23 protein-coding genes are annotated in these 24,002 nt (G+C 65.8%); 16 read left to right on the top strand and 7 right to left on the bottom strand.

Annotation, left to right across the window (positions count from 1 at the left end; translation table 11 throughout):
* Positions 1–1,166 precede the first annotated feature (1,166 nt).
* Positions 1,167–1,340 (top strand): hypothetical protein, encoded by a 174-nt coding sequence (locus XAN126_RS28240; protein WP_155982266.1) that lies wholly within the window; start codon positions 1,167–1,169, stop codon positions 1,338–1,340.
* A 369-nt stretch (positions 1,341–1,709) separates the two neighbouring features.
* On the opposite strand, the gene XAN126_RS27660 is transcribed toward XAN126_RS28240, so the two are convergent.
* Complete coding sequence (locus XAN126_RS27660) at positions 1,710–2,630, bottom strand: serine protease (RefSeq protein ID WP_081762582.1); 921 nt, start codon at positions 2,628–2,630, stop codon at positions 1,710–1,712.
* A 418-nt stretch (positions 2,631–3,048) separates the two neighbouring features.
* Positions 3,049–3,654 carry a hypothetical protein gene (locus tag XAN126_RS0109060; RefSeq protein ID WP_024278273.1) on the bottom strand — a complete coding sequence of 202 codons (606 nt, stop codon included), beginning with the start codon at positions 3,652–3,654 and terminating at the stop codon, positions 3,049–3,051.
* Positions 3,655–4,041: 387 nt separating this feature from the next.
* Here XAN126_RS0109060 and XAN126_RS27650 point away from each other — a divergent pair, with 387 nt between their 5' ends.
* Complete coding sequence (locus XAN126_RS27650; protein WP_155982265.1) at positions 4,042–4,506, top strand: helix-turn-helix domain-containing protein; 465 nt, start codon at positions 4,042–4,044, stop codon at positions 4,504–4,506.
* 273 nt (positions 4,507–4,779) lie between these two features.
* Here XAN126_RS27650 and XAN126_RS0109050 read toward each other — a convergent pair whose 3' ends face one another.
* From XAN126_RS0109050 to XAN126_RS0109040, 3 genes are read right to left on the bottom strand one after another with little or no spacing between them, the layout of a single operon-like run.
* Positions 4,780–5,433: a response regulator transcription factor gene (locus XAN126_RS0109050; RefSeq protein ID WP_024278271.1), complete on the bottom strand. Its 654-nt coding sequence runs from the start codon at positions 5,431–5,433 to the stop codon at positions 4,780–4,782.
* Positions 5,430–6,953 (bottom strand): ATP-binding protein, encoded by a 1,524-nt coding sequence (locus XAN126_RS0109045; protein WP_024278270.1) that lies wholly within the window; start codon positions 6,951–6,953, stop codon positions 5,430–5,432. The genes XAN126_RS0109050 and XAN126_RS0109045 overlap by 4 nt, the downstream gene beginning before the upstream one ends.
* A complete protein-coding gene (locus tag XAN126_RS0109040; RefSeq protein ID WP_197024020.1) occupies positions 6,950–7,654 on the bottom strand; it encodes a hypothetical protein in 705 nt (234 codons plus the stop codon). Before XAN126_RS0109040 ends, XAN126_RS0109045 begins: the two co-directional genes overlap by 4 nt.
* A gap of 508 nt (positions 7,655–8,162) precedes the next feature.
* Between XAN126_RS0109040 and XAN126_RS0109035 the strand changes: the two genes are divergently transcribed.
* The 13 genes from XAN126_RS0109035 (at position 8,163) to XAN126_RS0108975 (ending at position 20,143) form a co-directional block, all read left to right on the top strand.
* Positions 8,163–10,049 (top strand): methanol/ethanol family PQQ-dependent dehydrogenase, encoded by a 1,887-nt coding sequence (locus XAN126_RS0109035; protein WP_024278268.1) that lies wholly within the window; start codon positions 8,163–8,165, stop codon positions 10,047–10,049.
* 141 nt (positions 10,050–10,190) lie between these two features.
* Positions 10,191–11,150, top strand: coding sequence for a methanol oxidation system protein MoxJ (gene moxJ, locus XAN126_RS0109030; RefSeq protein ID WP_024278267.1), 960 nt, complete (start codon positions 10,191–10,193; stop codon positions 11,148–11,150).
* A gap of 47 nt (positions 11,151–11,197) precedes the next feature.
* Positions 11,198–11,800: a cytochrome c(L), periplasmic gene (gene moxG, locus XAN126_RS0109025; protein WP_029554823.1), complete on the top strand. Its 603-nt coding sequence runs from the start codon at positions 11,198–11,200 to the stop codon at positions 11,798–11,800.
* Positions 11,801–11,834: 34 nt separating this feature from the next.
* Complete coding sequence (locus XAN126_RS0109020) at positions 11,835–12,125, top strand: methanol dehydrogenase [cytochrome c] subunit (protein ID WP_024278265.1); 291 nt, start codon at positions 11,835–11,837, stop codon at positions 12,123–12,125.
* A 170-nt stretch (positions 12,126–12,295) separates the two neighbouring features.
* A complete protein-coding gene (locus XAN126_RS0109015) occupies positions 12,296–13,327 on the top strand; it encodes a MoxR family ATPase (protein ID WP_024278264.1) in 1,032 nt (343 codons plus the stop codon).
* Complete coding sequence (locus XAN126_RS0109010) at positions 13,324–14,196, top strand: DUF58 domain-containing protein (RefSeq protein WP_038225106.1); 873 nt, start codon at positions 13,324–13,326, stop codon at positions 14,194–14,196. The genes XAN126_RS0109015 and XAN126_RS0109010 overlap by 4 nt, the downstream gene beginning before the upstream one ends.
* 70 nt (positions 14,197–14,266) lie before the next feature.
* Positions 14,267–15,133 carry a nonribosomal peptide synthetase MxaA gene (locus XAN126_RS0109005; RefSeq protein ID WP_155982263.1) on the top strand — a complete coding sequence of 289 codons (867 nt, stop codon included), beginning with the start codon at positions 14,267–14,269 and terminating at the stop codon, positions 15,131–15,133.
* On the top strand, positions 15,133–16,176 hold the full coding sequence (locus XAN126_RS0109000; RefSeq protein WP_024278261.1) for a vWA domain-containing protein: 1,044 nt from the start codon (positions 15,133–15,135) through the stop codon (positions 16,174–16,176). Before XAN126_RS0109005 ends, XAN126_RS0109000 begins: the two co-directional genes overlap by 1 nt.
* A complete protein-coding gene (locus XAN126_RS0108995) occupies positions 16,173–16,745 on the top strand; it encodes a hypothetical protein (RefSeq protein WP_024278260.1) in 573 nt (190 codons plus the stop codon). The genes XAN126_RS0109000 and XAN126_RS0108995 overlap by 4 nt, the downstream gene beginning before the upstream one ends.
* On the top strand, positions 16,745–17,719 hold the full coding sequence (locus XAN126_RS0108990; protein WP_155982262.1) for a vWA domain-containing protein: 975 nt from the start codon (positions 16,745–16,747) through the stop codon (positions 17,717–17,719). The genes XAN126_RS0108995 and XAN126_RS0108990 overlap by 1 nt, the downstream gene beginning before the upstream one ends.
* The gene (locus XAN126_RS0108985; RefSeq protein ID WP_024278258.1) at positions 17,716–18,264 is read left to right on the top strand and encodes an SRPBCC family protein; all 549 of its coding nucleotides are present in this window, start codon (positions 17,716–17,718) and stop codon (positions 18,262–18,264) included. Before XAN126_RS0108990 ends, XAN126_RS0108985 begins: the two co-directional genes overlap by 4 nt.
* Before the next feature lie 107 nt (positions 18,265–18,371).
* The gene (locus tag XAN126_RS0108980) at positions 18,372–19,208 is read left to right on the top strand and encodes a YncE family protein (RefSeq protein WP_197024018.1); all 837 of its coding nucleotides are present in this window, start codon (positions 18,372–18,374) and stop codon (positions 19,206–19,208) included.
* A 146-nt stretch (positions 19,209–19,354) separates the two neighbouring features.
* Positions 19,355–20,143, top strand: coding sequence for a DUF4239 domain-containing protein (locus XAN126_RS0108975; protein WP_024278256.1), 789 nt, complete (start codon positions 19,355–19,357; stop codon positions 20,141–20,143).
* Between the two features lie 65 nt (positions 20,144–20,208).
* Here XAN126_RS0108975 and XAN126_RS0108970 read toward each other — a convergent pair whose 3' ends face one another.
* Together XAN126_RS0108970 and XAN126_RS0108965 are read right to left on the bottom strand one after the other, a co-directional pair.
* On the bottom strand, positions 20,209–21,729 hold the full coding sequence (locus XAN126_RS0108970) for an aldehyde dehydrogenase (protein ID WP_024278255.1): 1,521 nt from the start codon (positions 21,727–21,729) through the stop codon (positions 20,209–20,211).
* 20 nt (positions 21,730–21,749) lie between these two features.
* The gene (locus XAN126_RS0108965) at positions 21,750–22,433 is read right to left on the bottom strand and encodes a GntR family transcriptional regulator (RefSeq protein ID WP_245272234.1); all 684 of its coding nucleotides are present in this window, start codon (positions 22,431–22,433) and stop codon (positions 21,750–21,752) included.
* A 147-nt stretch (positions 22,434–22,580) separates the two neighbouring features.
* Here XAN126_RS0108965 and XAN126_RS0108960 point away from each other — a divergent pair, with 147 nt between their 5' ends.
* Complete coding sequence (locus tag XAN126_RS0108960) at positions 22,581–23,828, top strand: ABC transporter substrate-binding protein (protein ID WP_024278253.1); 1,248 nt, start codon at positions 22,581–22,583, stop codon at positions 23,826–23,828.
* Positions 23,829–24,002 lie beyond the last annotated feature (174 nt).

Below are 24,002 nucleotides of genomic sequence, written 5' to 3'. Positions count from 1 at the left end.
CACCCCCTTCGCCTTAGAAGGGGCGCTACGAGCTCACGTCCGCTCCCGCCTATGCCTTCGGGGCTGGGGATGGCCGGATGCAGACGCAGTTGCAGAAGCCGTGCTTCTGAGCGCTTTAAATCGGATTGGATCCCATCGGCCCTCATGGAAGGAAGGTCAGCCGGAACATACGCAGGATGGCTATTCGAGAGGACAGCGATGGTTCTGCGTAAACTGCGGATCACGCCTGCCAGAAGACAAGTTCAAATACTGTAGCAAGAATTGCGCCTGGCGCTGGCAGCACCGCATTTACGCGCATTACTTGGAATCTGAGCAGCGGGCGGCGCGAGAGTTTGAAGATGCAAAGCCTTGATGATCTCCGTGGCGATGTTTGTCCTGGCTGTGGAGCGCCCTTGCCTGACGAGCGGCATCCGCATCGACGATATTGCTCGTCGGCCTGCTACGCGCGGGAATTTCGCGAGATGGAGAAGCAGGCTCGTCGAGAGGCTCGCGGCGTTCGGCATTGCGCCACCTGCGGCGAGGAGATCGATCAGGGCCGCCCCGTGGGCACCCTTTATTGCTCACGAAGGTGTTCGAGAAAAGCGAGCCACCGGCGCCGAACCGAAGTGCATCGCAACACCACCAATGCGCGGGCACGTGCCAACTATCTTGCCAAAAGCTCGCAGCGTCTAAAGGAGCGGCAGGGTCGCCTCTGTGCCGCGTGCGGCGGACCTATCGGCGATGACCGGAACATGCGTGCCAAGTTCTGTTCTGAGGCATGCGGTCAGCAACATCGGGAAAATCTGCGCCGCGCTCGCATCGTTGAGAGACGGCACGGGAGGGTGTGCCTATGCGGAACGCCAATCGGTGGTGAGAAGAATGCGAGGGCGCTTTACTGCAGCCGCTCCTGCCACTGGAAGGCCTACTACGGGCGTCACCATGAACGGATGATTTCCGCGATGCGGGATCGTCGTCAGAGGGTGAAGTTGCGCTGCGATCCTGTCCCGACGTGAGGCAGATGCCGCCTAATCTGATCGAGGGGGTGGGGCCGCTCTTTGCTTGGAGGCGGCCGAGCGGCCCCGAAGTGCACTTACCGCAGACGCCGTGGGCAACGGCGTGTCCGTCCACGACCAAGTTTTAGGACACCGAATCGTCGCACAGCCGAATCCACCTGTCTAGCGACCGCCGTGCTGAAGGAGACGCCTCCCGCGCTGGCGCGCCGCGGCGACGTGGGCGTGGTGCTGGAGCACGGCGCCGAGGCCGGCGTGGTGGTGCTGGGCACCGAGCTCGCCGGCATGGCGCCGGCGGGAATGACCATCGTGCCTCGCGAGCGGCTGGTCAGGGCGTTTCGAGTGGGATGAGAGAGGAGCATCGGGGCCGCTTCAGCCGGCAAGCTTCAGAGCGGCCCCGATGAATGCAGCAAGGGCGCTCAATGCGCATCAGGAGATAGCAAGAGCACTCGCCACGAGCACACCGTTTGTCTCATAGCCGGCCTCGGTCGTCCAGAAGGATGGCCGGGGCCGGCCGCATTGGTGTGCTCGGATGCCCTTTATCGGAGTGGCGATTGCCGCCGCGGTTGGCCTCCCGGCCATCGCCGGAACCCTCATCAACATCGGCCTTGCGGTTGGTCTGTCGTTCGTCTCGCGGGCGCTCACGGGCGCCGCGTCGGCGACAAGCAACACGGGCATCCAGACGACAATCAAGCTCGGCGGCGACGTGCCGCGCGGGCTTCATTCCAGAGGAGAGTATTCAGATGACGAACGAGACAGGTATCGCATGATCAAATTCTGAATGCCGAGAGTTTTCCAGACACGCCCTAGAGAGAGTTCATACTCGTCGTTTGTTACGCCATCTCTCCCTGCGTAAACTCCTACTAAAATAGGATCTCTAGATGTATAATTTATCACGTGTCCATCGTCTGTCCTTATTACTTCATTTTGTCGTGGAATATACAAAACAGGTGACCCTGACATTCCGCGCCTTGTGCTTCCATCAACATAAAATAAATTATCAATATCGACACCATTTACTCTCACAGGACACAATGGCTCAGTAACAATGGAGGCTCTTTTCCAAATTGGGAGGATACCGGTAAGCTCTAGGCCGTGAGGGTACCCAAGTACAAATACATCAGAACCTATCGTTGGATTGAAATTTGTAAACAATGCTCGTGGTTCAGGCGGATCACCATCGATCACGTGCATTACATTTCCGGCGCTGATTGATGTTATATTTTCGCCATCCCCTAATTTTATGGACTGTATCCGCTCGACAGGGATGATCGCGAAATCATCGAATGGTCCGGTGTCCCTCGAATCGATCCACACTGGGGCGTCGGAACTATCTTGCAAATCAACCTCAGCGCTCCTCAAAGAAATTCTCTCGACAACACCCACGGCCTCCCCAAATCTTTCCGACACTGGAACGTGAAACTCAATGCGATTTGGTATAGCTCCGCTACGTTCAAGACATGCTTCGGTGACTGCATGTCTCCCGCTCAGCACGTGCCAGTTTGTTACCAGGTAATATTGTTTTGCAAAATTAACATAAAATCCGGATCCGCTGCCTAATTCTATATGGTTGCGGAAAACCCTAATTCTGGTTGTTGTCCAACTTAGCGGATGGATAGCGCTTTTGTTAAATGTTTGCATTCTGCGACTCACCGATTTTCGCTTAGCTTAGACAGTGACATTTTGGCATCGGCATACGAAAGCCTCAACCAAAACGCGCAAGCCGACGAGGCGGGGTGTCGCTGACGGATGGGACCAGAAAAGCTTCCGTTTGTCCGTTGAAGATGTGGCGGGGGCGAGCGGCACGGTTGCCGCTCCTATTTCACCCGGCCGCCGTCAAGGCTCCGCGTTCGCGCAGGCCCTCTGTTCCTCTTCCTCGATCCACCTCAGCAGCGTGGCCCTTCGAGCCATGAGCGGCCCATTCTTGCCGAGACGAACGACCGGGATCTTTCCGGCCTGGTGCAATTGGCGGATTTTCCAGGCCGAACCGCCGACGAAATGGGCGATCGCAGCAGCGCCGATCAAATCGAACGCGATGCTCCGGGTCGCCTGGATGGACTCAGGACATGTTGCCGCTGAGGTATTGGGTGAGCCCGTCGAGCTGGTTGACGACCGCGCGCTCTTCATACCCGAACTCCGCCCCGACGAGATCCTTCATGAAGTACATGCGAACGAAATGCACCGCCGCGAGCGCATCGTGACAGCTCGCCGACTGCACCTCCCCCAGCTCCTCAAGAATGCGGCGAGCTGCCCGCCTCGCGGCCTCCGAGCTCTCGCTCATATCATCTGCGTCGTGGCGGATCGCAGTCTGGTCAGCTTCGCGAAGCTTGTGGCACAGCTGAACGACACGATTGCTGTGGCTGTTGGGCTGCAGCTGAATATCTACGTCGGACGATGGGTTATCGGCCTTCGGGGAGCGTAGAAATTCCGGGAAGGGAACGGGCGCATAGTCATGCTCCTTCAAGAGCACCGCCTCTACGGTTCCGTCGGAATTCCGGTACACCTTGATGCAACCAGCTGCAGCATCGGTGCGCAGAGAGGAGTCATCGGCGAAGAGCATCAATGCCGCAGCGAGCGGCAACTCGCCGCGCTCCTTCTTGAACGCCTTAATGATCGTCGCACACTGTTGCTCTGTAAGCGCCAAGACCATTCCGATTTTGGACATGAGAGCCACTCCTTTGCCGTTCGGGATAGCGGTTCAACTGTCGAAGCCGATGTCGTCGAGATGGCTGGCAGAGCCCGGGGGGCCGTCCCGCTCAGCAGCGCGAGCCCTTAGCCAGTCGTCGACCTCACCGGACAACCAGCCGACGCATCGCGGCGAGATGTGCACGGGCTTTGGAAATTTGCCGGCACGCCATGCTCGTTCAAGCCACATGTGCGAGACGCCGAGAATGTTCAGAACCTCAGGCTTTCGCAGAATGCGGGTAGCCGGGGGCACTCCGGTGGAGCCCGTGTTCATTGCTGTTAACTCGTGTTATTCCGTGATATTTGACATCATGCGTATCTCTTTCAGATAGTCAATGGATCAGATATCGAAGAGAGGAAAAATATCATGGAAAAGGCACAGGTCAGGGCCGCCCGGGCGTTGCTGGGGTGGTCGCAGGAGGATCTTGCCGCGCGCGCAGGGGTGTCCGTCGCGACCATAAGGCGGCAGGAACCCGGTCATGGCCAATTCAGTGCGGGCGAGGAAGTGCTGCGCAAAATCGCGGCCGCTCTTCAAGATGCAGGGGTTGAGCTGATATCCAGCGACCTAGCTAAAGGGCACGGCGTTCGCTTGGCCCGGGCCTCGCGTCGCGACCTATATGACATCCTTCTTGAAGAAGTGGACGGTGCAAAAAAATCACTGGAGAAGGCTCAACAGGCCGCGCGTGACATGCCAGACGCGGCATTGGTGCGGGCCATTGCGGCGGCTCTTCAATCGGTTGCCATCGTCAGCCAAGAGGCCTTCGCCGCGACCGACGCATGGGGCGACTTCATCACCGAACTCGACGAGCGCGATCCAACGAGAAAGCCGTGACGGCATAATGGGCGGTATTCTGCGATCAGGTTGATTTTCATAACATTGATTTTACGGATGTTTTTTAGGCTTGTGTCCGTCCTGCCGGGCCACCAAATCTCAATGGCTTGTGGACGAAGTGCGATCTGGAGCGCTCACGCCTTCGGCGGCTAGGCACGCCATCTGTGAATGGCTTTCGGGTGTCGCGTTCACTCTGTTGGCTGAGAGCGGCTACCGCAATGTCCGCAGACGGCGTCCGAAGTTGTGAAGCTCAGACTCGCCGGGAAGGCAAGCCTAGTTCTTCGCCCGTCCGGTCGGGGCGCCGGCCACGTACTGGATGGCGCGGTGAATCAGCTCGGCCAGATTCGTTGCCCCGAGCTTGGCCTTGAGCTGGGAGCAGGTATTGGCCACCGTCTTGTAGCTGACGCCCAGTTCGTCGGCGATCTGGCCATAGGCCTTGCCCTCGGCAAGCAGCGCCAGTGCCTGCAGCTCGCGCGGGGTGAGATCGGCCATCACGCCGCTGCGCCCGCGTGTGCCGAGCAGGGCCACTTCCAGCGCCAGGTCGTGGCTGATGTAGGGCTGGCCCCGCCGCACCTTTTCGAAAGCTTCGAGGAGGTCGTCGGGCGAGGTGTCCTTCAGGAGATAGCCGGTCGCGCCGGCCTCCAGCGCGCGGCTGGCGATCACCGGGTCGGCGTGCATGGAGAAGACCAGGATGGGCATGCGCGCCGCCTGCGCCCTGAGCCGCCGCACCAGAGCAAGGCCGGCGAGGCCGCTGCCGTTGAGCGCGAGATCCACGATCACCACGTCCGGCCGCTTGCGCCGGAACAGGCGGTAGCCGGCCAGCGCCGTCTGCGCCTCCATCAGGTCGCTGATGCCCGCGTCCTCCAGCAAGTGCCGGCAGCCCTGCAGCACGATGGGGTGGTCGTCGATGAGGAGAACGCTGGTCATACCGAATGCCCTGGCCCTGAACGCACGCGCCTGCCCTCGGCGGAGGCCGAAGACGCAGAGGCAGAGGCAGAATGCCCCAACGAGATGGGAAGCTCCACAAAAAGGCGCGCCCCTCTTTCGCTACCCCGCTCCAGTCGACAGATGCCGCCCAGCGCGCGCACCCGCTCCTTCATGCCCGAGAGGCCGTGGCCCATCGATGGAATGGCCGGTGGCCCCTTCCCGTCGTCCGCGACGACAAGGCGCAGCATCCCCCCTGCGCCGCGTCGCCCCTCCTCGCCGACGATGATGCGCACGGATCGGGCATTGCCGTGCTTGAGCGCGTTGGTCACACCCTCCTGCGCGCAGCGATAGACGGTCGCGTCGAAAGACGGCTCGTAGTGATCGGCGAGCACCCCGGTCTCTAGTGCGAATCGCCGCTCGGGATCGTGCTGGCGGAAATCGGCGACGAGGCTGGAAAGCACGTCCTTCAGCGGCACGTGGTCGAGCGCGGCGGGGCGGATGCGGGTGAGCAGGCGGCGGTTGGCGACCTGCATCCGCTCGACGATTTCGATCAGGCTCTTCGCCCGCGCCACCATGCGCTCGGCATTCTCCGCAGGAGCGGTGGCCGCGAGGCGGGCGAGCGAATCGGCGCTGGCCTTCAGGCCGAACATGAGCGGCCCCAGCTCGTCATGCAGATCACCGGCGATCTGGCGCCGCTCGTCCTCCTGCAGGCTCACCAGGCGGGCATAGAGGTGGGCATTCTCCTCCCGCGCCGCGCCGAGGGTTTCGGCGAAGGCGTTGAAGCGCTCCGCCACCTCGGCGAGCTCGCGGGTGCGGGGCGGCTCGACGCGGCAGGCGAACTCGTTGTGCTCCAGCTCGTCCAGAGCGCCGCGGAAGCGCGAGAGATCCCGTCGCACCTGTCCCAAGGCGACGAACAGGGCAGAAAGGATGGCGAAGTTCACCGCGAGGGCGACGCTGGCGAAATCGAATACGTCGTCCCAGACCTCCGCCACCTCGTCATCGGGAACGCCCTCGATCCGCACCCGGCCGATGAGACGCCCGTCGGCCACCACATCGATCCGGCGCGTGACCTGTGACACGCCGATGAGCCGGGCGAACCAGGAGGGTGCCGCCTCGCTGTTTGCCGGCGCACCGTCGGCGGGCAATACGGCCGGGTGCCCGTCCGGCCCCTCGAGGGAGATGCGCACATGGCGCAGGTGGCGCAGGTGGGACGGAAAGGCCGCGGCGAGGGTCGTTCCCTGTTCCGTGGCCACACGCTCGGCCACCTCGCGGACCATGTTCTCGGCCATCTCGATGGAGGCCACCATCTCGCGCCCGGCCGCGACGCGCGCATTCACCACCACCACGGCGCCCGCAACCACAGCGGCGACCAAATTGATGGCGAGAACGGCGCCGAGCACGCGGGTGCGCAGCGACACGCGGCGCACCGACGCCTCCGCTGTGCTCGCCTGTCCCGCCTCGTCTTTCGCGCCCGCGATGCCCCGCGGCAACGAGGCGCGCGTGGCGGGGTGGACGCTCATGGGTTCCTCCATTCGGCCGCCGGCGCGGCAAGCGCGGCGAGGGCGTCCTCGCGGCTCGCCCCGGCGGCCCGCAGATTGAAATAGTGCTGGCACAAATCACTATAGCCGATCCGCCGGACCGCGCGACCGACGGTGATGAAGCCCCCGAGCAGCGCCTGCGGGCTTTCGACCACGGAAATTTCGCCCAGCATCCGCTCCAGCTGGAGCGTCCGGTTGGCGAGCATGCGGCGGTTCTCGTCGAACACGGTGTCGGCCTCGCTCAAGAGCGTCGCAATCTCCGCCACGGCCTCGGCCGACGCGGGCGCTCCGGCCGGCGCGGACCGCGTGGCGAGAAAGACCTCGGGCGGAGTATTATCGCCGACATCCAGCCACTCGCGCGCCGCACCGCCTCGCGGGACGACTCCTTTGGCGGCGCTGCCGGCCCCGGGCGGTGGCGCGGCCTCCGGCGCCGAAGCCGCACTGGAGGCAACCGGCCGACGCTCCTCCTCCTCGCCACACGACGCCAGCACCAGCGTGCCCGCCGTTGCCAGAAGGCACACTGCGAAGAGCCGGGCGATGGACAGCCGATGGGAAGCACGGCCAAGGCGCATCGGCAAAGCAGTCTCTCCCACGTAATCTGCCGTCTCCGCTGACATCTTTATCGCCCGGCCATCTGCGTAGGCCGCGTCGATCTCTGAATATTTTCTCAGAACAAGAGGCATTCAGATTCCATCTTGGCGAAAACACGAATGATATAAAGCACAACACCTCCGACAACAGCACAAATAAACGAACCCGGACGGGGCTTGGAACGCTGCGGCATCGGTCGGCAAACAACATACTTATCAGACACTTATGGAAGTCCGGCAACCGTCTTTGCCAAGTGTTCCCACAATGAATTGCCGAATGATCGGCAGACAAAGGTGCGGATACCGCTTCAACTGGTGCCACACAAGATAACGAAACATAAGAATTCAATAAGAAAAAGAAGAACGGGTCTCAGGTCGCAATCGGAGGACGACCGCCACCCTGGCCATCACCAGCTCTGCTTCCCGCGAGGTGCGATCTCCTGCGTCCCGGCCATGGGGCGGAGGTGCGGACCATCTGCGCAAGCGGGGGGGAAGCTTCGGCTCCCGTGCTGCTCCTGCTGCCATCTGGCCGCGTGGGGCATGCACGGGTGCGGGAGGGACAAGTCCAACCGAGTGAGGAACCACCCAAGGAAAACGCCAAATGACGAGATTGTTTTCTTCCGTCTCCCTCTGTGCCGTGACCCTCGCCCTGGCGGCGGGTTCCGCGGCCGTTAGTTCGCAGGCGCTCGCCAACGACAAGCTCGTCGAACTCGCCAAGAGCGACGACAACTGGCCGATGACCGGCAAGAACTACGACGCCAACAACTACAGCCCGCAGAAACAGATCAACAAGGCGAACGTGAAACAGCTTCGCCCGGCCTGGTCTTTCTCGACCGGCGTGCTGTCCGGCCACGAGGGCACCCCGCTCGTCGTCAACAATGTGATGTACATCCACTCGCCTTACCCGAACACGACGTTCGCGGTGGGCCTGGATGATCCCGGCCACATCCTGTGGCAGCACAAGCCGAAGCAGAACCCCACCGCCCGCGCGGTCGCCTGCTGCGACGTGGTGAACCGCGGCCTCGCCTACTGGCCAGGCGACGGCAAGACCCCGGCGCTCATCCTCAAGACCCAGCTCGACGGCCACATCGTGGCGCTCAATGCCGAGACCGGCGCGGAGTTCTGGAAGCTGGAGAATTCCGACATCAAGGTCGGTTCCACCCTCACCATCGCCCCCTATGTGGTGAAGGACACGGTGCTGGTGGGCTCCTCGGGCGCCGAGCTCGGCGTGCGCGGCTACGTCACCGCCTATGACGTGAAGACCGGCGCGCAGAAGTGGCGGGCCTATGCCACCGGCCCGGACGAGCAGGTGAAGCTCGCCGACGACTTCAACAAGGCCAATCCCCAGTACGGCCAGAAGGGCCTCGGCACCGGCACCTGGGAAGGCGACGCCTGGAAGATCGGCGGCGGGACCAACTGGGGCTGGTACGCCTTCGATCCCGGCACGAACATGATCTACTACGGCTCCGGCAACCCCGCGCCGTGGAACGAGACCATGCGTCCCGGCGACAACAAGTGGACCATGACCATCTGGGGCCGCGACATCGACACCGGTGAAGCGCACTTCGGCTACCAGAAGACCCCCCACGACGAGTGGGACTATGCCGGCGTCAACGTCATGATGCTCTCCGAGCAGAAGGACAAGGCCGGCAAGATGCGCAAGCTCCTGACGCATCCGGACCGCAACGGCATCGTCTACACCCTCGACCGCACCGACGGCTCGCTCGTGTCCGCCGACAAGATCGACGACACGGTGAACTGGGTGAAGCAGGTGGACCTGAAGACCGGCCTGCCCCAGCGCGATCCGGAATACGCGACGCGCATGGACCACAAGGGCCGCGACATCTGCCCCTCGGCGATGGGCTACCACAACCAGGGTCACGACAGCTACGACCCGGAGCGGCAGTCCTTCTTCATGGGCATCAACCACATCTGCATGGACTGGGAGCCCTTCATGCTTCCCTACCGCGCGGGTCAGTTCTTCGTCGGCGCCACGCTGTGGATGTATCCCGGCCCGAAGGGCAACAAGCAGACCTATGAAGGTCTCGGCCAAGTGAAGGCCTACGACGCCATCAACAACAAGTACAAGTGGGAGGTGATGGAGCGCTTCGCGGCCTGGGGCGGCACGCTCGCCACCGCCGGCGGCGTGATGTTCTACGGAACACTGGACGGCTTCATCAAGGCCCGTGACAGCGACACCGGCGAACTTCTGTGGAAGTTCAAGCTGCCGTCGGGCGTCATCGGCCATCCCATGACCTACACCCACAAGGGCGTGCAGTACGTCGCCATCTATTACGGCGTCGGCGGCTGGCCGGGTGTGGGCTTGGTGTTCGACCTTAACGATCCCACCGCCGGCCTCGGCTCCGTGGGCGCGTTCAAGCAGTTGCAGAATTACACCCAGATGGGTGGCGGCGTGATGGTGTTCTCGCTCGACGGCAAGGGCCCCTACGACGACCCGAAGGTGGGTGAATACGCTTCCGGCGGCTGACCTCCGACAACCGCCCCTTGCCGGCCGCCGTCACCTCGGCGGCGGCCGGTTTCTTCTTTCGCCACAAGCGCATCCATCGCCACCCTGATCGCCTGCCGAACGACGGCGCGACCGGACGCAAGCCAGACGGAGGCCGAACCGATGACCTGTTCCGCGAGCACCACCGCGCGCCACGCCGCGACGTCCGCCACCAGCCATTTCGTCGCCGGAGCCCTTGTCGCCGGGACACTGGCCCTCTTCGCCGCGCCAGCGCTCGCCCAGACGGCGGAATCCGGCAAGATGTCGCCGCAGACAGCCGCCGGCGGCTCGACCGCGCCGGCCCAGGCCGCGACTCCTCCCGATCCCTCGATCCTGCGCGTCTGCGCCTCCGAGGTGGAAGCCCCGTTCTCGCAGAAGGACGGCAAGGGCTTCGAGAACCGCATCGCCGGGGTGCTGGCGCAGGCCATGGGCCGCAAGGCCGTCTTCGTATGGACTTCCAAGCCCGCCATCTACCAGGTGCGCGACCAGCTCGACGCGAAGCTCTGCGACGTGGTGATGGGCGTCGACACCGGCGACGCGCGGGTGCTCAGCTCCAAGCCCTATTACCGCACGTCCTACGTGCTGGTGACGAAGGCCGACCGCAACATCACCGCCACCGACTGGAACGACCCGCAGGTCAAGGCGCTCAACCGCTTCGTCGTCCGCTTCTACTCGCCGGGCGAGACCGTGCTGAAGCGCCTCGGCAAGTATGAGGACAATGCCGCGTACCTCTACAGCCTGGTGAACTTCCGCTCGCCGCGAAACCAGTATGTGCAGGTGCCCGGCGAGCGCGTCGTCTCCGAGGTCGCCAACGGCGAGGCCGACATCGCCTTCGCCTTCGCGCCGGAAGTGGCGCGCTATGTGAAGTCCTCACAGGTGCCGCTGCGCATGAGCCTTGCCGGCAACTCCGTCACCAAGTTCGACGGCACTGAGATGCCCCTCCACTACGACCAGTCGGTCGCCGTTCGCCTTGGCGACACCGCGCTTCTCGCAGAGATCGACGCGGCGCTGGTGAAGGCGCGGCCGCAGATCGACGAGATCCTGGCGGACGAGGGCATCCCCCTGCTCAAGCCCAATTCCTGATCCGGCCCAAAGTCGTCATTTCCATCGGAACTTTTCTGGAAGGTCCAATGCACAGCCGTTTTCTGTCGCGGGGCGTCAAGGCCCTCCTCGCCGTCGCGTTCGTGTCCGGCTTCGCCCTTGCCGCGCAGGCGACGCTCAACTTCACCAATACGGTGACCGGCCAGCCACTGGACCTGTCGGACGCTCCTGCGGAGGGCCGCGATACCGAAGCGGTGAAGAAGTTCCTCGCCACCGGCGTGAACGTCTACGTGGAGAATCCCACCTGCCTGCCCAAGGGCAAGGACCTGTTCCTCTCCATGTGCTCCGGCTGCCACGGTCATTACGGCGAGGGCAAGATCGGCCCTGGCCTCAACGACAGCTACTGGACCTACCCGAAGAACATGACCGATCAGGGCCTGTTCGAGACCATCTTCGGCGGCGCGCAGGGGCAGATGGGGCCCATGTACGGCGCGCTCAATCTCGACGAGATGCTGCTGGTGATGGCCTGGGTGCGCCACTTCTACAAGGACGATCCCAACGACGCGGTGTGGCTGACCCCGGCCCAGCGCGCGGCCTTCAAGCGCTTCAACGAAAAGGAAGATCAAACGCCGGATCTCGACAAGGCACCGGTGTGCAAGGCGACGGCCGCGAGCGCGGCCGGGAGCAAGTGAGAAGGGAGGACAACAGATGAAGCATAAGGTTCGCATGCCCATGCTCGCCGCCGCTGCCGCGTTCGCGGTCTCGGCCCTCGCTGCCAGCGGTGCCGCTGCCTATGACGGCACCAATTGCAAGGCGCCCGGCAATTGCTGGGAGCCGAAGCCCGGCTATCCCGACAAGGTCGCCGGCAGCAAATACGACCCCAAGCACAACCCGGCGGAGCTGGCGAAGCAGGGCGAATCCATCACCCAGATGGAAGCGCGCAACAAGAAGCGCGTTGAGTATTTTCAGAAGACCGGCCAGTTCGTCTACGACGTGAGCAAGATTCCGTCCAACTGACTTGGCCTTTCCCGACCCCCACCAGCAAGGCTGAGCCTTTCCGCGAAGCCGGGCAATCCTCCGATGGATGGTGGGCAACTGGCGCGGCCGCTCGGGACCTCCGCGCGGGACCAACATCCCCCGCTCCCGTCGGCTGCGCCTTTCTTGCCGCAAGGCCAAGGGGACATCTGATGCACGCCATCGCCGATCCGGACGGCGCGCTCGCCCAGTGGCGCGACCGCGCGCTCGATTTCGAACGGGCGGTCGGGCGCATCGTGCTCGGCCAGGAGCGGGTCATCCGTCTCCTGACCATCGCGGTGTTCGCCCGCGGCCATGTGCTGCTGGAGGGCGACGTCGGCGTCGGCAAGACGACGCTGCTGCGCGCACTCGCCCGCGCCATCGGCGGCGCCTATGAGCGGGTGGAAGGCACCATCGACCTCATGCCGGCCGACCTCGTCTATGACGCCCGCGTCGGCGAGGACGGACGCCCACGGGTCGATCCCGGCCCGCTCCTGCGCCGGGGGCCGGAGCTCTCCGTCTTCTTCTTCAATGAGATCAACCGCGCGCGGCCGCAGGTCCACGCCATGCTGCTCAGGCTGATGGCCGAGCGCACCGTCTCCGCGTTCGGGCGCGAATACGTCTTCCCGTTCCTTCAGGTGTTCGCCGACCGCAACCGCGTGGAGCGGGAGGAGACCTTCGAGCTGCCCGCCGCCGCCCGTGATCGCTTCTTCATGGAAGTGCAGGTGAAAGCGCCGGAAGATTTCGCCGCCCGCCGCGCGCTGGTGTTCGACCCGCGCTTCCACGACACCGACCTCCTGATCGCGGAGGTGCCGGAGGCGATCATCGACTACCGGAGCCTCGATCAGGTCTCCCGCGAGATCCAGAACGCGATCCCCGCCAGCGACGCCATCGTCGCCTACACAATCGCGCTGTGGGATGCGATCCGCACCCCCGACAAGGCCGGCATCGCCCTTCCCGGCGTGCGGATGGATCGCCTAGTTCAGGGCGGCGCCAGCCCGCGCGGCATGTCCTACCTCATCCGCGCCGCGCGCGTCCGTGCGTGGCTGGAGGGGAGGGCCATCATCGTTCCGGAGGATCTGCGCGCCGTCTTTCCCGAGGTGATGGCCCACCGCATCTTCTTCGATCCGGTCTATGAAATGCGGCGCGAGGAGATTTCCGCCGATCTCTGCCGCGCCGCCTTCGCCACGGTGCCCGCGCCATGAGCCGCATCACGACCGGAGAACCCGAAGGGGAATACGGCGGCAACGTCGTGCCTTATCGCCTCAAGTGGCGCCCGCGCGGGGTGCGGCCCGGCGCGCATCCGGGCCAGGGCGATGGCGGTGACGGCACCTTCCGCACCCTCGTGCCGCTGGTGGCGCGGCCGGACCCGCGCCGCATCGACCTGCGTGCCTCGCTGCGCGACCCGTTCGAAGGCGTGCATGTCCGCACCTTCGCCCCACGACGCGCCACGACCGTCGCGGTGCTCACCGATCTGTCCGGCTCCATGGGTTTCGACGGCACGGGCGCTGAGGTCGCGCGCCTCGCCGCGACACTCGCAGCTTCAGCCGCCGCGACGGGGGATGAATTCACCCTCATCGGCGCCGGTGGCGACCTGCGGGAGGGTGCCTTCATTCCCGCCACGCGACGCCGGGGGCTCGGCGCGCAGGTGGCGGCCGCCATCTCGGACGCGACGCCATCCGGGACGAGCACGAGGGGCCTCGCCACCGTAGCCGAGCGCCTGCCGCGGCGCCGCTGCCTCGTTTTCCTCGTCTCCGACTTCCTCATGCCCGAGGCCGATCTCGACCTGACCCTCGATGCCCTGTGGCGGCACGATGTGGTGCCGGTGCTGGTGCGCGACAGCCGCACCGAGGGCGACGTGCCGGCCTGGGGCCTGATGGAAGTTGCCGATGCGGAGACTGGCGGGCGGCGGCTGGTGTTCATGCGTCCGGGGCTGAGGGCTAGGTGGCAGGCGACGGCGCGGGCAAGGATCGCCGCCCTGGAGGCCCGCTTCGTCACGCGCGGATACGCGCCATTCCACCTCGTGAACCGGTTCGATGCCGATGCGCTGGTCGCGTTCCTTGCCAGCCGCTAGGCACTGTCGCAGGGCGGCCCTGGCGCTCTTCGGCGCGCTTCTGGCAGGTGCGCCCGCCCACGCGGCGGGGGTGGACCTCTACGCACCGCGCGCCTTCGGCTATCTCATCGGCGACATCATCTCGCTGGAAGCGGTCGTGACCCTCGATGCCGGCTGGCGGCTCGACGAAAGCGCCCTGCCCCGTCCCCGCCCCGTCACCTACTGGCTCGACCTGAAGCGCCTCGACGTAAAGCCGGAAACCACGTCGGATGGCGCCCCGCGCTATCGCCTCACCCTCACCTACCAGACTTTCTATTCCCCTCTGGAGCCGCGCGCGCTCGACATTCCCGCCGTGCCCCTCGCCGCCCGCAAGGGCGACGCGCGACAGACGCTGACCATTCCGGCCTGGACCTTCGTCTCTTCACCCTTGCGCGAACTGGTCGCCAGCCAGCGGGGCAACCCCATGGCACTGCAACCGGATATCCGCCCCCGCCCCTATCCTCTCGCCGGGGATGCGCAACTCGCCGCTGCTGCGGCGGCCGTGGCCGCGGCAAGCCTCCTCGTCTTCGCGGCAGCCTCGGGATGGGGCCCGTTCGCCGGCCGAAGCCGGCCATTTGCGACCGCCCTGCGCCACATGCGGCGGCTTCCCGACCTCGACGCACAGCTCGGCTATGAGGACGCCCTCCAGCTCCTCCACCGCGCCTTCGACGAGGCCGCGGGACAACGGCTGTTCGCCGAGGATGTACCGGGCTTCCTCGCGCTACGACCCGCGCTCGCGGGCGAGGCTGAGGCGATCGACCGCTTCTTCACGGCCTCCCGCATCGCCTTCTTCGGCGATGCGCCTGAGACGGCCATGGCCTTGCTGCCGCCCGAAGCGCTGATCGATTTCGCCCGCAGGCTCTCCGCCGTCGAGCGGCGGAGCGGTACGGGGCCGGGAACGCGAAAGGAGGCGGCCTGATGCTCGGCCTCGATGTGGATCATCCCGCGCTCCTGTTCCTGCTCGCGCTCGCCTTGCTCCCGCTCGGCGCATTGCCCCTGCGCGGCGCCGCGCTGCCGTCGGTGGCGATGGTGCCGCGCGACGGACTTTCGATCGCTGTTTCCCTCGGAATACGCCTCGCCGGCACCTTCGCCATCGGCGCCCTCGTTCTCGGCCTCGCCGGGCTGAACCTGAAGGCGCGGGAGGTCGAGCGCATCGGCTCCGGCGCCAACCTGATGTTGCTCATCGACCGCTCGGCCAGCATGGACAACACCTTTGCCGATCGCGCGCCGGGCGCCGGGGAGGAATCGAAATCCGCCGCCGCCAAGCGCCTGCTCACGGAGTTTCTGGGTCGCCGCCCGCGGGATCGCATCGGCATCGCCGCCTTCTCCACGTCACCCATTCCGGTGCTGCCACTGACCGACCATCACGAGGCCGTCGCCGCAGCCGTGGCCGCCATCGACCGGCCGGGCCTCGCCTTGACCGACGTGGGGCGGGGCCTCGCCCTGGCTCTCGACAGCTTCGACGCATCAGCCGCTTCCGGCGGCTCGCGCGCCGTTCTGCTGGTGTCGGACGGTGCCGCCGTCATTGATCCACGGGTGCAGGCCGCGCTGCGCGATTCCCTGAAGCGCTCGCCGGCGCGGCTCTATTGGCTGTTCCTGCGCACCGTTGGCTCGCCCGGCATCTTCGACAAGCCGCGCGTGCCCGGCGAGGACACGCCGCAGGCCATGCCGGAGCGCCACCTCAATCTCTTCCTCGCCAGCCTCGGCGTGCCCTATCGCGCCTTCGAGGCCGGTAGCCCGCAGGCCGTCGCCGACGCCATCGCCGAGATTGACCGGCAGGAGAGCCAACCCATCCCCTATCTGGAGCGCATCCCGCGCCGCGACCTCACGCGGCTCTGCTATGGGCTTGCCGCCGCCACGTGCGCATTGCTCCTCGCCGCCCGCCTGGCCGAACGCGGCCTCGGCGCCCGGCGGCGTACCGCCACCGACCTGCCCGGCATCGACACGCGGAGGGCAGCATGAAGCTGCACATCCTCAGCCTCCGCCGCATTGCCGCACTGGCCTCCCTCGCGGTGATGACAGTGGCGCTGGCGGCGTTGGCCATAGCGGGCACCCGCATGGCCCTCCATGCCAAAGCCAACTTCACCATCGCGGGACTCTCGGCCGGCCGAGACCTGCCGGTCGAACTTGATGCGCCGGATCGGCTGCTCATGGCCCGCGCGCACTTCCTCATGATCCGCGACCGGCTGGACGAGGCGCAGCCGCTCGTGGATCGGCTCGCCGCAGACCGCAGCCCGCTTGCGGTGGCTACACTCTACGATCTCGCCAATGCCCGTCTCGCCACCGCCATCTCGTTTCTGGAGCGCACGGAGATCGACCCCGCCGTGCCGCAGGTGCGCCTCGCCAAGGCGGGCTATCGCGCGGCGCTTGTGCGTGCGCCGGACTTCTGGGACGCCAAGTACAATCTGGACATCGCCATGCGCCTCGTGCGCGACTTCCCGCAGATCGAGCAGGACCAGCAGGACGAGGCGCAGGAGACGCCGAAGCGCCTCTGGACCGACCTTCCCGGCCTGCCCAAGGGATTGCCGTGATGGGGCGACCGGATGTCCGCACGCTCGTCCTCGCCGGGGCATTCCTTCTGGCGCTGGCGGCCATCGTCGCGCCGCGGCTCCAACGGCCGACCGACGCCTACCGGCTGCTGGCAGTGGTGGACATTACCGGCTCCATGAATGTGCGCGACTATAGCTTCGAGGGCCGCCCGGCCTCGCGGCTCGACACCGTGAAGCGGGCTCTCAGCGGCCTCGCCGCCCGGCTGCCGTGCGGTTCGCGCATGGGGCTCGGTATCTTCACCGAGCGGCGCACCTATCTGCTGTTCGAGCCGGTCGAGGTCTGCGCCGACTTCGCGCCGCTGGATGGGGCCATCGGTGCGATCAACTGGCGGATGGCGTGGGAGGGGGACAGCTACATCTATTCCGGCCTCTATTCCGCCATCGACCTCGCCGGACCGCTCGACGCCGACCTCATTTTCGTCACCGACGGACAGGAGGCGCCGCCGCTGCCAGCCTCGGGCGCGCCTGCCTTTTCCGGAGAGCCGGGCAAGGTGCACGGCTTGGTCGTCGGCGTCGGCGGCATCGAGCCGGCACCCATTCCCAAGTTCGACCGGGACGGGCGAGAGATCGGCTTCTACGCCATGACCGACGTGCCGCAGGAGAACCGCCACGGCCTGCCGCCCTCCGGCTCGGAGCAGCGGGAAGGCTGGCACCCGCGCAACGCTCCGTGGGGCGCCGACGAGGCGACCGGGCAGGAACATCTCAGTGCCGTCCGCACCGACCATCTCAAGGATCTCGCCGAGGCGACGGGCCTTGCCTACGCGCGTCTGGCCGATGCCGCGCCCCTTGCCGCCGAAGTCGAGGCATCGGCCCGCCCCCATCCGGTCGCCGGCACCATGGACACCGCGCCACTGCCGGCCGCCCTCGCCTTGCTGCTGCTCACCGGGCTCTACCTCGCCCAAGTGTGGGACCGGCGCCCGACTTTCCAGCGCAACCGAAGGATTTCCACTTCATGATTTTTGCCCGCCTCTCCCGTCGCGCCCTCCTGCCCGCCCTCGGCGTCCTCCTTGCATTTGCCGCGCCCGCACACGCCCACGGCCCGACGCCGCAGAAGGCCGAGGCCAAGGCCACCATCGCCGCGACGCCCGACGCCGTATGGAAGATCGCCGGTGACTTCGCCGGCATCGGCGCCTGGCATCCCATGGTGAAGGCGGTCAGAGCCAAGGGCGGTAACGTGGCCGGCGCGGAGCGTGTGCTGGTGCTGGAAAAGGGCGAGATCACCGATGGGCTCGATGATGTGGATGCCGCCCAGCGCAGCCTCTCGTGGCGGCTCAACACCGAGAATGTGGAGGCGCTGCCGGTCAGCTTCTACACCATCACCCTCTCCGTGAACGATGCCGGTGGCGGCAAGAGCGAGGTGGTGATGGCTGGCCGCTTCTATCGCGGCGATACCTCCAACTTCCCACCCGACGAACTCAACGACGAGGCCGCCGTCGCGGCCATGACGGCGTTCTTCGAGGCCGGCGTCAACGGGCTCAAGGCCAAGGCCGAAGGCAAGTGAAGTTACTGACGGCGCTTGTCTTTTACTCCCTCGCCGTCCTGCTCCTCGGCTGGAGCGCGCCCGCGACCGCCGGCACGCTCCTCGCCCTGTGCCAGGGGGCCGCGGAGGTGGATGTGATCGACACCGCGGCCGGTGCGGTGTCGACGCGGGTGAAGGTGGACAAGGTGCCGGCCGGGATCGCGATTTCTTCTGACGGCACAGCCGCTTACATCACCCACCCGGACATCGGCCTTCTCACCCGTCTCGATGTGAAGACATGGACGGTCGCGGCCACAGCCCATATCGGCGGCCAGCCGTTCGGCATCGCGGCGGCGCCGGATGGCGGGGCGCTGTATGTAAGTGACTGGTCTGGCGATAGAATTCTGCGCATTGACGCCCGCAGCCTCGCCGTCACCGGCACCCTTGCGGTGGGGCGGTCGCCGGCTCATCTCGCCATCGATCCGGATGGGCGCACGCTCTACAGCGCCGATCGGGAGAGCGATAACGTAAGTATTATCAACACATTAGACTTCACCCGAACAGCCGTCATCCCGGTCGGACGGGCGCCTTATGCGCTGGATGCCTCCCATCCGGAGCTGGTGGCGGTGGCGGATGTGCGGAGTGGGGATATCGCCCTGATAACAAAGGAAAAACGGGACATTAAACGCATCACCGGCATGAAGATGCCCTATGGCGTCGCGTTCGTGCCCGGCCGGGGGCTGCTGCTGGCGACGGACCAGCAGGCGGGCATGTTATATGTCATTGATATCGCAGAAGAAACCATCATCAACCGCATCCGGCTGGGCGGTTCCCCGGAGGGGGTGGTGGTGGATGCGTTGGCGGGGCGGGCCTATGTCGCCGAATGGTTCGCCAACCGCGTAACCGCCTTGAATCTCGACGATTTTTCCATCACGACGCGCATCCCGGTCTGCGACGGGCCGCGGGTGATGGCGCTCGTGCCCTGACCCTTCCCCGGCACGGCTGGATTCAGCTGCATTCGGCTGCGTTTCACCACCGGAATCGGTATGTTCAGGCCGGTGTCAGCGGACAGTCAGCGCGAGAGTCAGAGTCTCGCGCCAGCCCCCCGCCCGGAACGGATGAAGAGTCGCACATGAACGCATGGGTTGCAGCCGGGGTTGCATTCGTCACCATGGCCGTGACGATGGCGGCGGGGATGGCCATCGGCAGCCGGCTGTCGGTCTCCCGCTACGAGGACGGCTCGGTCAAGAATCTGCGCACCAGCGTCGCCATCATCGCGACCATGTCGTCCCTGCTGCTGGGTCTGATGGTGAACTCGGCCCGCTACAATTTCAGCGACGCCTATTCCGACGTCCAGAAATACGCCGCCGTCCTCCAGATCACCGACCTCAACCTGTTGAGCTTCGGCGCGCCCGCCTGCCCGCTCCGGGGCGACCTCCAGGCTTATGCCCGCCAGCTCGTGGCGGAGACATGGACCACGGGCGAGGATGACGCCTCAAGCTCCGCGCAGGTGTCGGCCCTCACCGCGCTGCTGCGGTTCGATGCCGGCGTGCGGAACCTCAAGAGCGAGACCGCCGACCAGCAGGACGTGCGGGGCACCCTGCTCGCTCTCTCGCGGCAATTGGTGGAGTATCGCTGGAAGGTGACGGGCGTCGCCCGCACCACCACGCCGGCCGGTTTCATCTTCGTGGTCATCTGCTGGTTCGCGCTGATCTTCCTCTATTCCGGCGTGTTCGCGCCACGGAACGCGCTGGTGCTCACGGGCCATGCGCTGGGCATGATCGGCATCTCCGCCGCCATCTTCCTGGTGATGGAGATGGGCCAGCCCTTCACCGGCCCCATCAAGGTGTCGCCGGCGCCTGTCGAGCGGCTGCTCCAGCGGATGCAGGCGCAAACCTGCCCCACCCCGCCGCAGGGCTGAAACGGCGACGGCCGGATCGCGCAAGGCACGACCCGGCCGCCGACAACTCCTTGAGGGAAGCCGCCTCAGTTAAGGCGCGGCTGCTGCGACGTGCCCTTGTACCAGTCGAACGGCTTGCCCTCGGTGGAGAGCATCACCGACTTCACGTCGAAATGGTCGTTGAAGCTCTCGATGCCGAACTCGCGGCCGATGCCGCTGTCGTCCACGCCGCCCCACGGCGAGGCGGGATCGAGGCGGTGGTGGTCGTTGATCCAGACGATGCCGGCCTTCACCTTCGCCGCCACGCGGTGGGCACGGTGCACATCGCGGGTGCGGATGGCGGCGGCGAGGCCGAACGGGCTGTCATTGGCGATGGCGAGGGCCTCCTCCTCCGTCTCGAAGGGGATCACCACCGTGAAGGGGCCGAACACCTCCTCGCGGGCGATGCGCATGTGGGGCGCCACATCGGCAAACACGGTGGGTTCCACGAAGAAGCCGTTCTCGTGGCCGGGAACGATGCGCCGCTGGCCGCCGGCCACGAGGCGGGCGCCATCGTCATGGCCCGCCTGCACGAAGGAGAGCACGCGGTCGAGCTGGCGCTGGGAGACCACGGGGCCGAGCTGGGTCTCGGGATCGCGGGGATCGCCGATGCGGATGGCCTTGGTCTTGGCGGCGAGGCGCTCCACGAACTCGTCATAGATGGTCTTCTGCACGATGTGCCGGGCGGCGCAGACGCAGGTCTGGCCGGCGCCCACGAAGGCACCGAAGGCGGCATAGTTCACCGCCTGCTCCACATCGTAATCATCGAACACCATCACCGGCGTCTTGCCGCCCAGCTCCAGCGTCTGGTGGGCGAAGACCTTCGCCGCCGCCGAGCCGGCGATGCGGCCGGCCTCGGTGCCGCCGGTGAGCACCAGCTTGTTGATGTCGTGATGCTCGGCGAGGAAGCGGCCGGAACTGGCGCCGATGCCGTTGACCACATTGAACACGCCGGGCGGCAGGCCGTTGTCGCTCATCAGCTTCGCCAGGCACAGCGTGGTGAGGGGCGTGTATTCCGAGGGCTTCACCACCGTGGTGCAGCCGGAGGCGAGCACCGCCGCCAGCGACTTGCACAGGATCATCAGCGGGTGGTTGAAGGGCGTGCAATTGGCCACCACGCCGATGGGCGTGCGGCGGGTGTAGTTGAGATAATTGCCTTCCACCGGGATCACGTCATCGCGGCGGGCGAGCGCAAGGCCGCCGAAATAGCGCAGGAAATCCGGCAGGCGGCCGAGCTGGGCGCGAGTCTCGTTCACCGGCCGGCCGTTGTTCTGGGTTTCGAGCTGGTACAGCTCGGGCAGCGCGGCCTCGAAGGCATCGGCGATGCGGTTGATGAGCTTCACCCGCTCGCGGATGGCCATGCCGCCCCAGGCGTCGCCGTTGAAGGCGGCGCGGGCGCTTTTCACCGCCGCATCCACGTCCTCGCGGGTGCTGTCGGGAATGATGGCGATGACGGCGCCGGTGGCGGGGTTCTTCACCTCCACCGTGCCGCCGCCGATGCTCTCCACCTCGCGGCCATCGATGAAATTGCCCCGCGCCGCGACGGCGGCTTCGGCTTTGGCGTTCATGACGTTTCTCCGGTTTTTTCTCAAAGGACGACGGCGTGGCGCGACAGGGCCGCGACCACCCGTTTCTCGGCATCGGCGATATGGTCCCGCAGCAGGCGGGCGGCCTTGCGGCCGTCGCGGGACTGGAGCGCCTCGATGATGGCGACGTGCTCGGCGATCAGCCGGTCGGGGTCGCGCCCCTGCATGGTGCCGATGCTGACCAGCACCAGCCGGTCGGCCTGCGCGACCAGATCCACCACCTCTTCCCGCATCCGACGATGGGGGGAGCACATGGCCACCGCGACATGGAAGGCGCGGTTGTAGCGGATGAAATCGGACTTCGACGCATCGAAGGTGCGGAAGGAATCAAGGGCGGCCAGCGCTGCGTCCGGCGCGTGGCGGGCGGCGTCGGCCGCGCAGGCCGGCTCCATCACCTCGCGAAAGCGGAAGATGTCGCGCGCATCGGCCAGCGACACCGGATTCACCCGGTAGCCCTGGCGCGGCAGCACGGTGATGAGGCGCTCCTGCTCCAGCCGCAGCAGGGCCTCGCGCACGGGCTGCTTGCTCACCTCGAAGCGGCCGGCCAGCTCCTGCTCGCGCAGCTCCTCGCCGGGCTGGAGATGGCAGCCGAGAATCTCGTCCTTCAGCCGCGCATAGACCGCGTCCCGCAGCAGGCCGGAGCCGCCCATGGCCTTATCAGAGGCGATGTTTTGATCGATCAACATATTTCATGCCCTGACGAACTGGCGGAAGTTTGGAGGAGAGATAACGACAGAACAACGGAAAAATGTCGCTTGACGTGGGTTTTCGGTTCTGTCTGAAATATCACGACAAAAAATTTCGCCGTCAAGAGCATCTCAGGGAGAGAAAAAATGCCCACACTCACGAAGCGCACAACAGCCTCGTGGCTCGCCGCGACGGCGCTGTCCGCGCTCGCGGCCCTGCCCGCGGCGGCGCAGCAGCCGCCCATCAAGATCGGCTTCATGAGCGTGCGTTCCGGCGCGCTGGCGGCCGGCGGCAAGCAGATGGAGCAGGGCATGGAATATTGCCTTGCCGAGCGGAACGGCATGATGGGCGGCCGCAAGGTGGAGCTCATCACGGTGGACACCGCCGGCCAGCCCGCCACCACCAAGACCCGCGCCCAGGAGCTGGTGGAGCGCGAGCGCGTCAACGCCATCATCGGCCCGCTGGCCGCCTTCGAGGCGCTGGCCATCGACGACTACATCCGCCAGGTGGGCGTGCCGGTCATCTCGCCCTCGGCGGCGGCGGAAGACCTCACCCAGCGCAAGCAGAATCCGTGGTTCGTGCGCGCCGTGGGCACCTCGGCCCAGGCCAACCATGCGCTCGGCGAATATGCCGCCAAGGATCTCAAGCTGAAGCGCGTCGTCACCATCGGCGACGACTTCGCCTTCGGCCACGAGGCCACCGCCGGCTTCCAGCGCGCCTTCGAGGACAATGGCGGACAGGTGGTCCAGAAGCTCTGGCCGCCGCTCAACGTCGCCGATTACGGCAGCTACATCAGCCAGATCCGCACCGACGTGGATGCCGTCTACGCCGCCTTCGCCGGCGGCAACGGCCTGCGCTTCCTCCAGCAATACGCCGAATACGGCGCGCCGGTGAAGGTGATCGCGCAGATGACCACGGTGGACGAGGGCATCCTCAAGTCCATGGGCAAGGAAGCCGTCGGCGTCATCTCCTCCGGCTGGTACACAGCGACCCAGGACGTGCCCGGCAACAAGGAATTCGCCGCCGGCATCCGCGCCAAGTACGGCGCCGACCCCGGCTACTACACCGCCGGCGCCTACGAGGCGTGCGCCTTCCTCGATGCGGCCGTGAAGGCCATCGACGGCAAGGTGGAGGACAAGCAGGCGCTCATGAAGGCGCTGCGCGCGGTGAAGCTGGAGAAGGGACCGTACGGCGAGGTCACCCTCGACGCATACGGCAACCCCATCATGAACGTCACCATCCGCAAGACCGAGGAGAAGGACGGACGGCTGCAGAACGTCGTCATCAAGACCTATCCGAAGGTGACGCAGTTCTGGACCTACGACCCCAAGGCCTTCCTCGCCGAGCCGGTCTACAGCCGCGACTACCCGCCGGCGAAGAACCTGGGGAAGTGATCGTCAGACCCGTCATACCCCGGATGAGACCCGTCATGCCCCGGCTTGTCCGGGGCATCCACCCGGCCGCCAGCGGGGTGCATGACATTTGACAGCGGGCCCAGCCACACCGTGGATCCCCCGGACAAGCCGGGGGATGACGGCTCGATAAGCGTCGACCGGTCTCCATTTTCG

It is taken from the genome of Xanthobacter sp. 126 (assembly GCF_000526175.1).
In the GTDB taxonomy this organism is placed as follows: domain Bacteria; phylum Pseudomonadota; class Alphaproteobacteria; order Rhizobiales; family Xanthobacteraceae; genus Xanthobacter; species Xanthobacter aminoxidans.
This window is presented reverse-complemented; position numbering and strand designations above follow the sequence as displayed.